13 protein-coding genes and 2 pseudogenes are annotated in these 14,264 nt (G+C 38.7%); 1 reads left to right on the plus strand and 14 read right to left on the minus strand.

All coding sequences use genetic code 11. From position 1 onward, the window contains the following. Positions 1 to 19: 19 nt before the first annotated feature. The 5 genes from thyX to MKY82_RS30280 form a co-directional block, all read right to left on the minus strand. Positions 20 to 715: an FAD-dependent thymidylate synthase gene (thyX, locus tag MKY82_RS30260; protein WP_059040594.1), complete on the minus strand. Its 696-nt coding sequence runs from the start codon at positions 713 to 715 to the stop codon at positions 20 to 22. An 86-nt stretch (positions 716 to 801) separates the two neighbouring features. Continuing rightward, positions 802 to 1,299, minus strand: a complete 498-nt coding sequence (dfr, locus tag MKY82_RS30265) for a DfrD/DfrG/DfrK family trimethoprim-resistant dihydrofolate reductase (protein WP_059040595.1) — start codon at positions 1,297 to 1,299, stop codon at positions 802 to 804. A gap of 232 nt (positions 1,300 to 1,531) precedes the next feature. Beyond that, on the minus strand, positions 1,532 to 1,915 hold the full coding sequence (locus MKY82_RS30270; RefSeq protein ID WP_059040596.1) for a DUF6262 family protein: 384 nt from the start codon (positions 1,913 to 1,915) through the stop codon (positions 1,532 to 1,534). Next, positions 1,908 to 3,944: a tyrosine-type recombinase/integrase gene (locus MKY82_RS30275; RefSeq protein WP_339294957.1), complete on the minus strand. Its 2,037-nt coding sequence runs from the start codon at positions 3,942 to 3,944 to the stop codon at positions 1,908 to 1,910. Before MKY82_RS30275 ends, MKY82_RS30270 begins: the two co-directional genes overlap by 8 nt. After that, entirely contained in the window at positions 3,944 to 5,032 is a 1,089-nt protein-coding gene (locus MKY82_RS30280) for a tyrosine-type recombinase/integrase (protein WP_071220727.1), read from the minus strand. The genes MKY82_RS30275 and MKY82_RS30280 overlap by 1 nt, the downstream gene beginning before the upstream one ends. A 149-nt stretch (positions 5,033 to 5,181) precedes the next feature. Between MKY82_RS30280 and MKY82_RS30285 the strand changes: the two are divergent. Beyond that, a pseudogene (locus MKY82_RS30285) lies at positions 5,182 to 5,874 on the plus strand (Tn3 family transposase); the annotation flags it as partial. A gap of 273 nt (positions 5,875 to 6,147) precedes the next feature. Here MKY82_RS30285 and xerS read toward each other — a convergent pair. From xerS to sulP, 9 genes and pseudogenes are all read right to left on the minus strand, one after another. Beyond that, positions 6,148 to 7,143 (minus strand): annotated as a pseudogene (xerS, locus tag MKY82_RS30290) (tyrosine recombinase XerS); the annotation flags it as partial. A 387-nt stretch (positions 7,144 to 7,530) separates the two neighbouring features. Beyond that, positions 7,531 to 8,277 (minus strand): SDR family oxidoreductase, encoded by a 747-nt coding sequence (locus tag MKY82_RS30295; protein ID WP_071220724.1) that lies wholly within the window; start codon positions 8,275 to 8,277, stop codon positions 7,531 to 7,533. A gap of 64 nt (positions 8,278 to 8,341) precedes the next feature. After that, complete coding sequence (locus MKY82_RS30300) at positions 8,342 to 8,674, minus strand: antibiotic biosynthesis monooxygenase family protein (protein WP_071220723.1); 333 nt, start codon at positions 8,672 to 8,674, stop codon at positions 8,342 to 8,344. A gap of 139 nt (positions 8,675 to 8,813) precedes the next feature. Further along, positions 8,814 to 9,521, minus strand: coding sequence for a Crp/Fnr family transcriptional regulator (locus tag MKY82_RS30305; protein WP_071220722.1), 708 nt, complete (start codon positions 9,519 to 9,521; stop codon positions 8,814 to 8,816). A 161-nt stretch (positions 9,522 to 9,682) separates the two neighbouring features. Further along, complete coding sequence (locus tag MKY82_RS30310) at positions 9,683 to 9,952, minus strand: hypothetical protein (RefSeq protein ID WP_071220721.1); 270 nt, start codon at positions 9,950 to 9,952, stop codon at positions 9,683 to 9,685. Beyond that, positions 9,952 to 10,173 carry a MerR family DNA-binding protein gene (locus tag MKY82_RS30315; RefSeq protein WP_074961847.1) on the minus strand — a complete coding sequence of 74 codons (222 nt, stop codon included), beginning with the start codon at positions 10,171 to 10,173 and terminating at the stop codon, positions 9,952 to 9,954. The genes MKY82_RS30310 and MKY82_RS30315 overlap by 1 nt, the downstream gene beginning before the upstream one ends. Continuing rightward, entirely contained in the window at positions 10,106 to 10,465 is a 360-nt protein-coding gene (locus MKY82_RS30320; protein ID WP_162487578.1) for a hypothetical protein, read from the minus strand. The genes MKY82_RS30315 and MKY82_RS30320 overlap by 68 nt, the downstream gene beginning before the upstream one ends. Before the next feature lie 435 nt (positions 10,466 to 10,900). After that, positions 10,901 to 12,045 (minus strand): IS3 family transposase gene (locus MKY82_RS30325; protein WP_339220106.1). Its coding sequence is split into 2 segments (ribosomal slippage): positions 10,901 to 11,772 and positions 11,772 to 12,045, totalling 1,146 coding nucleotides; the frame shifts between segments, so codons are not numbered across the junction. Positions 12,046 to 12,410: 365 nt separating this feature from the next. Then, positions 12,411 to 14,168, minus strand: coding sequence for a sulfate permease (sulP, locus tag MKY82_RS30330; protein ID WP_339224612.1), 1,758 nt, complete (start codon positions 14,166 to 14,168; stop codon positions 12,411 to 12,413). Positions 14,169 to 14,264: the final 96 nt, after the last annotated feature.

Raw genomic sequence — 14,264 nt, forward strand, 5'->3', positions numbered from 1 at the left:
CAAGAACCATCCTTACTTTTTAGTTATATTTGAGGAGAGCGTCAAGGGACAATGGAAACTTCTCATGTGCTAATTCCTGCACAGCTTCAGCAAGAACTCTAATTTCGTATTGGGCATCCTCTGGGAGTCTTAAATTCAAGAAATGGGCTACACCTTGAAGAGAACCAGTCCAATAATATCTCACAAACATAGAGTAAGCAGGAAGAAATAATCGAGCTTGTTCTGGAGCCACACCAGCTTCCATGGCTTCTTCATAAAGGCGTTCACCTTCAGCAATATGCTCTTCAAGCTTCTTTGTAAAAACTCCTCCAGATAATTCACTTAAATTCTCGCCAGAGCCTTGTTTTGAATTTGCTGGTTTCGATCTCCACTCATTAGCATTAGGTATGTAAAACTCTGGTTCTTCAGTAATATAACGACGAGAAGATTCATTCCAAGCAACGAATGGGTCCTGAAATCCAGAACCAATGATATGCTTCCAATGTTGTCTTGCGACGTAAAGAGGGACGTAAACTTCAAATTGAAGTGAAGTGTGTCTGAATGGACTTGTGTGACCTTCACGAGCGAGAAAGTCAATGAGTCCCTTATCTTTATCGTCAAGAACGTCCTTTTTCTTGTTATAAGAAACACGAGCTGAATTTGTAACAGATAAGTCGGAACCCATGTAGTCTTGTAAGATCACATATCCACCATTTAAAATGTCAATTTTTTTCATTTTCCAAACCTCTCTCTAACCAAAAATTATTGTTGCTTAATATTTTAATCATTTTTTAAAAGTTTTACTTAAAATCTCTGAAACTGTTAGCTTAATAAATTTATTCTTTTATAAACATGAAAATAGTAGTTATATGGGTTTTTTTCATTCATAATTCCTTTTTCAACAGATTCTTCTTTCCATTCATCAAAATTAACTTCAGGAAAAAATGTGTCTCCCTCGAATTCATGATGAATTCTTGTTATATACATTTTTTCAACATAAGGTAAGAACAAACTATAAATCTGTTCTCCACCGAAAATAAAAATCTCTTCTTCATCTTTACATAACTCAAAAACATCTATAATTGAATGGGCAATTTCACATCCATCAAAATTAAAACCTTTATCTCGTGTCAGAATAATATTCCTTCTGCCAGGTAAAGCTATTCCGATAGACTCAATGTTCTTTCTACCTAATATAATTGAATGTCCATTTGTAGTATCTTTAACATACTTCCAATCATTCGGAATTCTCCAAGGAATGTCATTCTCTTTACCAATTACTCTATTCTTATCCATCGCAACAATTAAAGAAATCTTCATATATACTCAGCCTTTTTTAACTATTTTACCTTGCAATTTTTTATTTCTATTGAAATTTCTTTTTCCACTAAATGACCCTATATTTTAAGTACAATCTTTCAAAATCTCTTCGATATTTTAACATAAATATTCATGAATCCGATGTCATTGTACAAAAAAGACATTCAACATTTTTATGGCTTCGTCATATTACAAGAAAAAAATCAACAGGGAAAGGAAAAAGAGTGGGAACTTAAATATCCTCATACATTTTCCCATATTGAATTTTCAATTGTTCTTTAATTTCTTTATTTTCCTTTTCTAAATGCTTGACTCGCTTCCGTAAGGAAGCGATAATTACATCTTTTGATGCGTCACTCATATTCCTTTTAACTTGCTTTATTGAGGGGAGACCCTCTTGTTGTTTGCGAAGTGTTTCGATTCGATCTCGGAGTTTTGTATTTCTGTATAGAAATGCCTTTGAAACCCCTGATTCTGCAGATATAGAGTTAAAATTGATTTTCATTTGTTTTTTTATCATCTTTTTGATCGCTTCTTCAACTTTTTGAATGGACTTTTCCGTTTTCAACTTCGCATATTTTATAATACCTTCAGTATTTGGGGTTTCATTAGACATTTTGCATCACCTTCTCACGTTCATCTCCAACATACTCACGTCTAGTTTTATCTAAACCAAAGATTCCACCAGTATGTAGTAAACCATTTGCTAATTCTTTATATCTTTTTAATTTGGGTTCAATTAACTCAATGGAACGTAACCTTCCGGATTTTTTGTATACTTCAATATCAGCTTCCATTTTAGATATCTGTTCTTGATAATAGTCGAGAAAAGTCTTGTCAACGTGAAAACTTCGGCAGTTGTTTTTAATACATGGTGGTTCCAATGTCTGTTCAAGAAAATCACAATGAAGTTTTGGGCTTTTTACACAAAACCCATGATCTAAACGAATGGAGTCCATGTTGTGACGTATCCACTCCAGTTCAACTCCATTTTCTTTAGCCTGTTGAGCTAAATCAGCGACAATAACTTCTCCACGTGTATCTAATCTTACTGCGCCATTATCTCGAGCCTTTTCCCATTCATCACGGAGTGACTGGTCATGAATTTGGGCATAGACTAATGTCATTTCAGGACTGGCATGTGCCATCAATTTTTGAACATGAAGGATATTCATTCCGTTATTAATCAAATTAACACCGTAACGGTGTCGAAATGCATGATTTTTAAACCAATAAATTTCTCCATCCTTGTCCTTAATATTACATCTGTTAGCTAGTTTATTAAGGTTCAGCTTTATGGAATCCTGCGATATGGGATTACCCATCCTTTTCCCTTTAAGTACTGGAAACAAATATTTCTTAGGGTTCGTGTCTAAAGAGGATCTCTTTTTTGTAATTTCTTGCTGCACCAAGACAACATTAGCAATTTCTTCTGAAATAGGAACTTTATGATTTTTATAACTTACTTTTCTTTGATCTCCGATAATCCACCAGCCATCTTCTTGTTTTACTAAGCAGTCAATTATAAGTGATAAAACGTCACTAATTCGAAAACCTGTAGCTTCCATTAGAAGAATTATAGGTATATGATCTGAGGAAAGTTGGTTAATATGGCAAACTAACTGTTCCCATACTTCATCCGGAATATATTTAATTTCATCAGCCTTTGCTCTTTTCTTTTTAGGAATATCCTCAATTGACAATAGTGAAATAACTGACTTTATCGGAGCTTCTTCCCATTCGAATTTTTGTATGTATGAGATAAACGTTTTAAGGTCTATTAAAAAACGATTTACATAATTGTGATCTGGATTAATTAAATATTTTCCTTTTTTAATAGTAGAATGTCGCAAGTATTCAATATACTCCTCAATATCCATTCTAGATAGCTGATTTAATTCTTTCCACTCAGGATATTTCTCCTTCAAAAAGGTGAAGAAAAACAAAAGTCTATTTAAATAACATATTGCTGTAGAAAAGCTAATGGATTGCTGAACAACTAGGCAAGTCTTTATATATTTTTTAAATAATTGTCTATAAGGTTGCGGAATTTTCGAAAAGTCTAATGAATATCTACTGATTGTATTGTTATAATTAATCTTCAAATTTCGTACATCCCAACAATCCTTATCTGTTTCTTCTCGTTCGTCATAAAAGTAATAATAAAAATCATAAACTTGAAGAAATAGTCTAATATACAATGATGGTTGAACTGTTGGTGACATCCACGGTGATGACTTTTTCCGGTGTACAATCTCAACTGATTTTCCTTTCTCTACAAGAAATGTTCGATACTCTATTAGAAACTTTTCTTTCGGAATATCAATAATAGAATCTAAATCAGCATAATATCGAGAGATGAATTCTGTAAAAACTTTAAGACATGGAGAATAATGCATAAAAGCATAGATAATCGAGATCCTTGTCTCCTGTAACCCCTTATAAAAATAATATTTTAATTCATTTTTTAATCTAAGATTGTGTACCTTATCAAAAATCAATTTTCTATTCCAATCATAATGTTTATCCAAAAAGGGACATTCTTGTACATCCCACACACCATTTGCCCAATATCCAAGTAATGGTTCATTTATCTGTTCCAAATGATGGGGAAGGGGTTTTATTTTGAATGTGTTCTGTATCATTATTTATCTCTTCTTCCCATTTTTTTATTTGAATGAGCTTGTTCCCAGCTTTCACGTATGGTTTCATCGGATGCATGGATATAAGTCTGTATGGTTGTTTGAACGTGTGCATGCCCTAATAACCTCTGTATGATGGCAATATCAACTCCTGCTGCGTGTAACTCTGTGGCATATGTATGCCGGAGCATATGAGGGGTAAAATCTATTCCTGTTTTTTTCTTCATCCGTTTAATTAAAGAACGTACAGAACCATCAGTCATTGGTTTACCACGATTTGGTCCAGTTAAGGTGATAAAAACATAATTGCTATCAATTTCGTAAGAATGATAGTCTATTAGATAATCTTGAAAGAGATTCATAGTCTCAATAGACACATAAACTTTTCGTTTTTCTCCATCTGATGTTTTGGATTTCCTCACCGTAACAGCGTTTTTACCTATATCAAAATCCTCTACCCACAAAGAAAGGGCCTCTCCAATCCGTAATCCTCCTTCATATAATATACGGAATAATAATTCATCCCGTATATTGCTGCACGCATCATGGATCACTTGGATTTGATTTTTACTCAAAGTTTTGATTAAACGCTTTGGTTCCTTAATCTTTAAAATGTTTTTATCATAAGAATTCCCTTTTGTAATGTGATGAAGGAAAGGTTTGAAAGTCTTAAAACGCCCTGGGGCTTGCTTTATTAATTGATCATTTAAATTCCCCCCGTAATCCTCATTACGAGTCAAATAGTCATAGAACCCTATGACACACGTTATGATGGTATTGACCGTTTTTTCTGATCGTTTCGCTAAGGTTGCTTCAAAATAAATGACTTTTGTAGATTGATCAGGGATTCTCAGCCAACCGATGAATTGAGCTAAAATATCAAGGTTTACTTCTTGATATTCTAATCTACACTCCTCTAGGAATTGAAAGTAAAGCTTTAGATGGTAACAGTATGACTTTAGTGTGTTTTCAGCTTTTCCAATGTTATCTAAATACTTTATATACTTTGCAACTGAAGTAACTGGATGCCCTCCATTGTCAATTAACAGATATCTTTTCTTCTCATGAATGAGAACTTCTTGTACTTTCAAAATTTCCCCCCATGTCTAAAATCATTTCGTTAGATACTATATATCCATAAAATTCATAGTACATATAATGAATCTATAAGGAAATAAAAAAGAAGTAGTTGATAACATGAGATACGTTAATTACTACTTCTAATACTAGTACAATTAATGCTGGTTACACAGACCAAATATTCGGATTGACTCATTTATTAGGATTTAAATTTGCTCCAAGAATAAGGGATTTATCAGACTCGAAATTATTTACAATAGATAAAGCAAGTGAATCTCCAAAATTAGAAGCCATTTTACGTGGACAAATAAATACAAAGGTCATTAAAGAAAATTATGAGGATGTTTTGCGATTAGCTCATTCTATAAATGAAGGAACAGTTTCAGCATCCCTTATTATGGGGAAACTAGGTTCTTATTCAAGACAAAACAGCTTGGCTACCGCTTTACGTGAGATGGGCCGAATAGAAAAAACGATCTTTATTTTGAATTATATTTCGGATGAATCATTAAGAAGAAAAATACAAAAAGGATTGAATAAAGGAGAAGCGATGAATGGACTGGCAAGAGCTATTTTCTTCGGAAAACAAGGAGAGCTTAGGGAACGAACCATACAGCATCAATTGCAAAGGGCCAGTGCCTTAAATATAATCATTAATGCCATCAGTATCTGGAATACTTTACATCTAACAAAGGCAGTTGAATATCAAAAACGGTCAGGTAGTTTTAATGAAGAATTATTGCACCATATGTCACCTCTAGGTTGGGAACATATTAATTTACTTGGAGAATACCATTTTAATTCGGAGAAAATGGTCTCGTTAGATTCTTTAAGACCCTTGAAACTTTCTTAACGTTGTTAAAACTGGGGGAATAGTCGGGGAAATGGGCTTAGCGTTGTAAATCCGCATTTTCCTGACTGTACCCCTATTTGATCCAAATTACATTCACTGGGTTAGGTTTGTATCATTCCGCCGATTATAAGGGGAGTTTTGTGTCACAGTCTCACAGTACCGCCATTTACAGGGGGAGATTTGTGTCACTAACGCTTAATACGAGGGGAAATTTGTGTCAAAAGCTCTTCCATTTCTAGTCTGATAGTACACATTCTCTTTATGCTTTGTGTCTTATTTATCCATATTATTTACTGCAATACGCATTTCTTCATCAGTTAAGTGTGTATAAATCATTGTGGTTTGTATTGATGAATGCCCTAATTGATTCTTTAATCTTGGTACATCATTATTCTCCATGTGATATCTTGTTGCAAACGAATGTCTCAATGAATGAACTGATAAAGACGGTTTCCCAAAGGCTGTGGCGTACTTTTCAATCAACTTCTCTATAGACCTAGCTGTTAATCGTCGGTTTTTTCCTTTACGACCAACTGGTGCTGCCATAAACAAATAATTGTCGTTTTTCTCTGCTTTATATCGTTCTTCCCGGATTTCAAGGAAATTTTCTAAATCCCACAAAGCTTGCTTGCTAAAATATACATACTGTTCTTTGTTACCTTTTCGCAATACTCGAACTTGACCTTTAACGATGTCTAGGTCTTCTATATTTATGCCAGCGACTTCTGACAATCGTAATCCTGATCCCAGTATTAAAGAAACGATGGCTGTGTCACGTTCACGATTAAATTCATGAAAGTGTTTAAGTCGTTTGTTATCTTTGTTAATTACACCATAGTCATGGGCAACAAATTGACGAAAAGTCTCAAAGTCATCTTCTCTGAGTATTTTACCTTCAATCCGATTCGCAATGGTTTCTTGAGTCTCTTTAACAGTGTTGAATTCCATTTTTGCCATAACATTGCGCAATATATATGGCTTCAAGTCAGGAGTTTCTGCTTTGTTTTGTAGATAATCAAACAATGATTTGAGAGCCGATAATTTGCGGTTTATCGTATGACTGGAGTTGTTCAACTGATATTCGAGAAAAGATAGAAAATTCTCAATCTCCCTGACCGTCAATTTCTCCAGAGTTTCTAAACCTATACTTTTACGGCTATCAGCAGCATAATTTTCCGATACTAACCAATCAAAAAAAATGATGTAGTCATGGCAATAATTCAAAAGGGTTGTGTGCGATAACTTCCGTTTACGACTATCTATGTATTCCCCCTCGTATTAAGCGTTAGTGACACAAATCTCCCCCTGTAAATGGCGGTACTGAGAGACTGTGACACAAAACTCCCATTATAATCGGCGGAATGATACAAACTTAACCCAGTGAATGTAAATTGGATCAAATAAATGATATCATATTCTGTAACGCTGTTAATAAGGGGAGGTTTGTGTCAAGTAGTACGGCAATCGGTACAAGTTCTTGTCCTCGACTCGGGACAAGAACTTGTACCGCGATAAAACAAAAAAGCCGCTATTTTAGCGACTTTCATTGGGAATATGTTCTTGTCCCCCGACAACCAGAGATTAATAGCTCTGCCTGAGTTAATACATGGGCTTATCAATTGCTCAGATGACAACTCATCCCCTTCTAATGTACAGTCAGACTTGAGCAATACCGCCATCTACGAACAATTCAATGCCGTTCACATAGCTGCTTTCCTCCGAGGCCAGAAACATCACCGCGTCGGCAATCTCCTCCGTCTTGCCCAAGCGGCTTAGCGGAACGACATTCTTCGCCGATTCAAGGACTTGATTTAGCGACTCGCCAAACAGATCATCATAAGCTGGCGTGTGGACCCCGCCTGGGCTCAGTACATTAAGTCGTATCCCAGTGCCTTTCAAATCCATTATCCAGCTCCTCGCCATCTGACGGAGAGCCGCCTTGCTACCTCCGTAGACACTAAACCCTGGGTCGCCAATCGTACCCGCCGTCGAACCGGTTATGATGATGGTTCCCGTCATATTTGGAAACAGCGGCAAAGCCTTTTGGATGGTGAACAAAGTACCCTTGACGTTCACGTTGAAGGTCTTGTCGTACTGCTCTTCCGTAATTTGACCCAAGGGCAGGATGCTGCCAAGTCCAGCGTTTGCGAATAGAATATCCAGATGTCCTTTCTCCTGTTTTACCGTATCAAACAGTCTGTCCAAGTCCTTCAAATTAGAAATGTCACCTTGAACGCCGGTAACCCGGTCACCGATCAATTTTACTGCCGCGTCCAGCTCGCTTTGTCTGCGGCCGGTAATGAATACGTAGGCCCCTTCCGAAACGAATCGTTGCGCCGTGGTAAGCCCGATCCCGCTTGTTCCTCCAGTGACAAGTGCTACTTTTCCTTCAAATTTCCCCATTTCTATATGCCTCCTATTGAAATTAATGTATCCACCTGGACCTTAAAGCGTTAAAGATTTAACGTCATCGCGCATTCGTTATATGACTTCCCCATTCGCCCTTCGGTTGCAACCAGCTGACGCTTCTATCCACAATTAAATCGCCCAGTGTTCCTTCGTAATTCTTGCGGTATGGTTTAGTAAATTCTTCTGCAAGCCAGCTATCTCTCGTGCCTTGCCATGTTTCATAAATGATCAAGTCATCCGGCTGATCCAGATCGTCCGAAACAATGGCGCTAATGAATGCCTTCTCGGATGACATCTCCTCAATAAGGGAATATAGCTCCTTGCGGAAATCTTCTTTTTTCCCTGGTTTAGCTTTGAATCGTATATTCAGTTGAACTTGTTGATTGGACATGTTGACTCCTCCTGTAAGTTTCATATTTTGCAGCGATTCCGTTACGACATTTATCATAGCGCTAGATGTATAATTAGACAGTAATATAGATTACGCTGAAAAGTATACAGTCGAAGGAAAATTCATACAGGTCATGAAATCAAGCTAGTTCTTTCATCGCTTTTTCGATATGAATCATGACCGTTCTACGGCTGGTCACGAGAATACCTTCATTGGATAGTTCCTGTAAGGTAAGCGATACTGCTTCTCTTGTGGCACCGATCATATTGGCCAATTCTTGATGAGTTAGGGGAATATCGATTTTTTGGTATCCATTTTCTTCTATACCGAACTTTTTAGATAGTCGGTTGAGAAAGTAAAGCACTTTACCACGCAGATCCCTAAAAACCAATTTTTCCACCAATTCATCCGTATCTCGCAGGCGTTTGCTTAGTTCCGATAAAAATCGTAAAGACAATTCAGAATACTTGCTTAAAAGCGGTTCGAATTGTTCGGTCGGGATCGAAAAAACAATCGAGTCTTCCATCGTCTCCACATAAGTCCCTCTTGTGCCCAATGAAAACGTTTCAACTTCCCCAAACATGCCGCCTTCGCTTAGAATGCAGACCGTATGTTGTTTGCCGGCCGAATTGGTTTTGTATACGCGAAGTTTACCGGCGATTACGAAAAACAAGCCATTCCTTTCATTATCGGGCGTCTGAAGAATAGAGTTTTTTGAAAGCTTATACGTATTGGATCTTGTTACCAATTGTTCGATTTCACGGATAATTTCTGCCGGAAGCGATTCAAATATCTTTATTTGTGGCAAAAATGATATTATGTTTTCCATCGCCTCATAATGTAACATTTTGCCCCTCCTTTCAATGTTGCGAACGACAACCGCTCCACTCTCCACGATACTCGTTCCTCGTGTAACATAACCTATAGTGGAGTGTTACATTCATCATAAACCACCACAATTTCCTCTTCTGTAATCCAGATTACAAACCCTATTTTCAGACAATCATTTTAGCGCTGGGGCCAACTATCAACGTCATTTGCGATCGCATTTTCACCAGGCAGTTCCCTTTCCAAATGTTCACCAGAATGCTTGGAGCGTACAAGGAGGATGAGATGGATTCCTTGCTGCAGGGCAAAATAAGTAATCAACTTCGCCACAGAAAATGATGCCCCGGTCTGAATCTTAAAGAAAGAAAAAAGCAGTCGATCATTTGACCCGCTGTTAGTTGAATTATTTAAATAACATTTCCCATTTAGCAAGACATTGCTAATATTCATTAATATTTTCCAAATCCTCTTTCACAAGAAATGCCTGAGTTAAGGATGTCATGCAGGCTCTGCTTGGATTCATTTAATTTTTGCTGAGCCGCTTCAATTTGCGCAATTTTATTTTGTACCAGGCTCACATGCTCCTCCTTCGACATTCCGTTTCTAGAGATCATGGATTTGATATCCTGAATCGAAAAGCCAACTGCCAAAACTACTTGTATTAAAAGCATCCTTTATACGTGAAATAGTAAAATCACTAATCGGCCTAGGCAAATCCTCTAAATTGAAAAAATTACATTCAGTTACTTCTTCCACATCTGGCTGTGGTTGTTGATTGTCGACCACTCGGGACAAGAACTTGTACCGATAAATCAAAAAAGCCGCTAAGTTAGCGACTTTCAATGGGACTAGTTCTTGTCCCCCGACATCAGCTTCTAACTCGGTTACCTGTTCGCTTGAACTTGAAGTATTAATCCAATTAATAAGCCTTCGAATAATCCTATCGTCATATCCATCTGTCATTCTGACAATCCTTGAATTATCTGTGCCCTTTAAACGAATTACTTGTATTGACGAAACTTCACTGTCAGTTAGTTTGTGACTCATCGCTGGGTGCATTAACACCATCCAATATTGAAAAGTTGATTACCCCCTTTGGCCCACATCAAAATAATACATCTCCACCAAATGAGAAATATCCTCTTTTATTTTTGGCTTTTTTGCCCATTTTGCCCATACAGTTATCAAACTATCCTGCCTGTTAGCTTCTTTTATTTGCAGTCATCGATTAGATCATATCGGAATGTAACAATGTTCTTGTCATCTGTCGGGAATGTTATCAAGTTCTTGTCATTGTGTTTTGACAAGATCTTGATAACATAAATATATAAAGCCGCATAATCAGCGGTTTGGGACTGCCCCCTGTTTGTGAGACGGGGATCAAAACACCTTGCAAGTTTAAGCAGCCAGTTGCCGGAAATGAAGCGGCGACTGGTTGTTTAGTTTTGTTTGAATGCGAATTGAGTTATAGTAAGTAATGTAGTCTCGAACGGTCTGCTCGACGATGGCCGTCGTCGTACAGGTTAAACCTTCGAGATAGAACGTTTCAGACTTTAGCGTGGAATGAAACGATTCAATGGGGGCATTATCAGCGGGCGTACCCTTGCGGGACATGCTCATGGTAATGCCTTTTCCCTTTACAGCTTCTTGATAGGCCTGAGATGTGTAGACGCTGCCCTGATCGCTATGGAGCATGGTGCCCGGCAGAGTGGGCAGCTGACCCAGCGTGTCCAGGACAAACCCGGTGTCTTGCTTGTCAGAAATACTGTACGCCACAATCTCTCCGTTAAACAAGTCCAAGATACTCGACAGGTATAACGTTTTTCCACCAAACGGCAAATACGTAATATCTGTAACGAGTTTTTGCATGGGGGCATCGGCTTCAAATTGGCGCTTTAACAAGTGTTCTGCGATATAAGCTGGCTGCCCTGTAGGTTTGCGTTTCTTCACTTTGACACGACATTGGAGCCCCTCGCGCTGCATAATCCGCTGTACGCGTTTATGGTTAATCTTATGCTCCATCCGAAGCAGAGCCGTGATCTTTCGGTATCCATAACGAAATTTATGCTGACTACAGAGTTCACGAATCTTCTCTACCATGCGATCTTTACATGGGTTCTCGTGGGCGTCCTTCCAGCGATAGTAGGTGGAGCGAGAAAGCCCGATCCATGCACACGCTTGAGTTACACTGACTTCTCCTCGAACGGACTCAACCCACTCCACTACAACCTTTGGCGACACCTCCTTTGCATTTCCACGAACTTTTTTAGCAGATCTAATTGTTGCTTCAGAAACCGATTTTCCGCCTGTACCTTCTCGAGTTCTGATGTATATTCTGGGCCTTTACCGTAGCTGTATTGTTTACCGACAGGCTGCTCCAACCGGTTCCATTGGCCACTGCGATACCATCTCATCCAGGTCTCCACTTGTGTCTTATTTCGTATGTTCAGTTGCTCCATGACTTCTTTCACTGGAATGCCGTCCAACCTCATTTCAATAGCTTTCTTTTTCACTTCTACTGGATAGCTGACTCTTGTTGCCAACGCAAAAACACCTCCAAAGTTGTCCCCATATCTTACGACATGGTTGCATTCTCTTGAAGGTGTTTTTAATTTGTCTCACGTTATGGGGTCAGTCCAGAATAAACAACACGAGTTCCAGCTTTCATTCCTATTACGAGATGTTTTAATTTAAAACACCCAAATGTTGGGATACTATTGAACCTTGACTTTGTAAACGCGATTGAAGCTTATTGACACTTTTCGGTCCTTCACAGAGTAACTCCAAAATCTGCAATCGCAGCGGATGAGCCATGATCTAATAAAACATTTATTCTGTATTGCTGAAGTGCGAGTTGCATAGCCACTCACTTCATTTCGTCTTTAGGGCGATTTTGAGTGAGAATAGGCTATGTCCTTGCTGGATCTGGCTTTAAGCTGGTCACTTCTTTTGGAGTCTCCTTATTTGATAACGTCGCACATTCACGGAAAGCGAAATGTTTACAACCTAGACATTTATTCAAATCCAGTTGCAATAGCGCGAAGTTAAGTGCTTCACCGGTATGTCCAAAAAAATGCTCAGCCCCAATCAGCGTATACAACCCTGTTCTTTTCAATACATCCAAAGGCTGAGATTGAATTCCGGATACAAGAATAATCCCGCCAAATTTCCCGAAATGTTTCACCAAACTGGACAGATTAGATTCACCCGTCGTATCCATAAAAGGTACTTTTCCCATGCGCAGCAGTAACACTTTCGGCCTTAGATGAATCGTATCCATAATGGACTTTTCAAACATGTTCGCGGCGCCGAAAAAGAGGGGGCCTTCGATGGTATAGATCCCGATTTGTGGACAATCGTGGCCTTCTGTTACCATATGAGCTTTCACTTTTTCATGTTTTGCTGTTGGGTCAGGCAAGACCTTGGAAACCAGTAACCCGTCACTCATACGTTTCACAAACAGCAGAACAGCCAAAATTAATCCGACTTCAACGGCAGTCGTTAAATTCGTAAAGACCGTTAACAAAAAAGTAAGAAGGAGGACAAGGGAATCGCTCGTTTTGGTTTTCAAGACGTGAGCGAATTCTTTTCGTTCGCTCATGTTCCAAGCAACCAACATCAGAATCGGTGCCATACTAGCAAGTGGGATCTCCGATGTGTAAGGTGCAAATAAAATGAGCACCATCAACACTACAATGCCATGTATAATACCCGACAGAGGTGAGACCGCACCGTTTTTAATATTGGTTGCTGTTCGTGCAATGGCACCTGTCGCTGGTATACCTCCAAAAAGAGGGGTTACCATATTGGCGACGCCTTGCCCAATCAGTTCCCGATTGCTGTTATGACGACTTCCGGTCATACCATCGGCAACAACCGCCGATAATAAAGATTCGATGCCGCCCAACATGGCAATAATAAAGGCGGGGCGAATCAAGCTTTCAATGCGATCCCAGGTTAGATCAGGGAAACGAAAATGGGGTAGGGTGCTTGGAATAGCTCCAAATGACGATCCAATCGTTGCTACTTCCCCTTTAAAGAATACGGTCGCCAATACAGTGGATACGACAAGCCCCACCAAGGAACCAGGGACTTTCGGTAGAAATTTCGGTGTTAGGAGGATGACAGTCAAGCAAACCACTGCTGTGATAACACTGAAGAGGTTTGTAGTTGTGAGATGCATCACAATTTCCTTCATATTAGGCAGAAAATTCTCATGTTTCTCGATACCGCTCAAACCTAAAAAGTTGGCAATCTGTCCGCTGAAGATTATGACGGCAATTCCAGCGGTAAATCCGATGGTTACTGGGCGAGGAATAAACTTTATCAACGCACCGAGTTTAAATAGCCCCATAAGAACAAGAATAATTCCCGCCAAAAATCCCGCAAGCAATAAATTTTCGTATCCGTATTCCATTACAATCGCGAAAAGGATTGGAATAAATGCACCGGTCGGGCCGCCAATTTGAAATTTAGAACCACCGAACAAGGAAATACAGATACCGGCAACGATGGTGGTATAAATGCCATATTCCGGTTTCACACCAGAAGCAATAGCAAACGCCATCCCTAATGGAATGGCGATAATGCCAACAATGAGACCTGAAATGAGATCCTTTCGGAATGCGGCTGCATGGTATCCTTCAAATCTTCCCGTCCATTTCATCTGAACAACCTTCTCTTCTTCATATATTTGATTATTTGAATATATGTGAAATGTTACTCCTGTCATCGAACTATGTCAATCGTGAAAATCCAACAT

It is taken from the genome of Paenibacillus sp. FSL W7-1279, from assembly GCF_037969845.1.
In the GTDB taxonomy this organism is placed as follows: Bacteria; Bacillota; Bacilli; order Paenibacillales; family Paenibacillaceae; genus Paenibacillus_AQ.

What these genes read in the sequence shown, in the direction of transcription:
- MKY82_RS30270 (WP_059040596.1), bottom strand. Translation starts at nt 1,915, where the DNA reads ATGTCTAATGAAACCCCAAATACTGAAGGTATTATAAAATATGCGAAG.
- dfr (WP_059040595.1), bottom strand. Translation starts at nt 1,299, where the DNA reads ATGAAGATTTCTTTAATTGTTGCGATGGATAAGAATAGAGTAATTGGT.
- thyX (WP_059040594.1), bottom strand. Translation starts at nt 715, where the DNA reads ATGAAAAAAATTGACATTTTAAATGGTGGATATGTGATCTTACAAGAC.
- sulP (WP_339224612.1), bottom strand. Translation starts at nt 14,168, where the DNA reads ATGAAATGGACGGGAAGATTTGAAGGATACCATGCAGCCGCATTCCGA.
- MKY82_RS30320 (WP_162487578.1), bottom strand. Translation starts at nt 10,465, where the DNA reads ATGACAGATGGATATGACGATAGGATTATTCGAAGGCTTATTAATTGG.
- MKY82_RS30295 (WP_071220724.1), bottom strand. Translation starts at nt 8,277, where the DNA reads ATGGGGAAATTTGAAGGAAAAGTAGCACTTGTCACTGGAGGAACAAGC.
- MKY82_RS30315 (WP_074961847.1), bottom strand. Translation starts at nt 10,173, where the DNA reads ATGCTTTTAATACAAGTAGTTTTGGCAGTTGGCTTTTCGATTCAGGAT.
- MKY82_RS30275 (WP_339294957.1), bottom strand. Translation starts at nt 3,944, where the DNA reads ATGATACAGAACACATTCAAAATAAAACCCCTTCCCCATCATTTGGAA.
- MKY82_RS30305 (WP_071220722.1), bottom strand. Translation starts at nt 9,521, where the DNA reads ATGTTACATTATGAGGCGATGGAAAACATAATATCATTTTTGCCACAA.
- MKY82_RS30300 (WP_071220723.1), bottom strand. Translation starts at nt 8,674, where the DNA reads ATGTCCAATCAACAAGTTCAACTGAATATACGATTCAAAGCTAAACCA.
- MKY82_RS30310 (WP_071220721.1), bottom strand. Translation starts at nt 9,952, where the DNA reads ATGAATATTAGCAATGTCTTGCTAAATGGGAAATGTTATTTAAATAAT.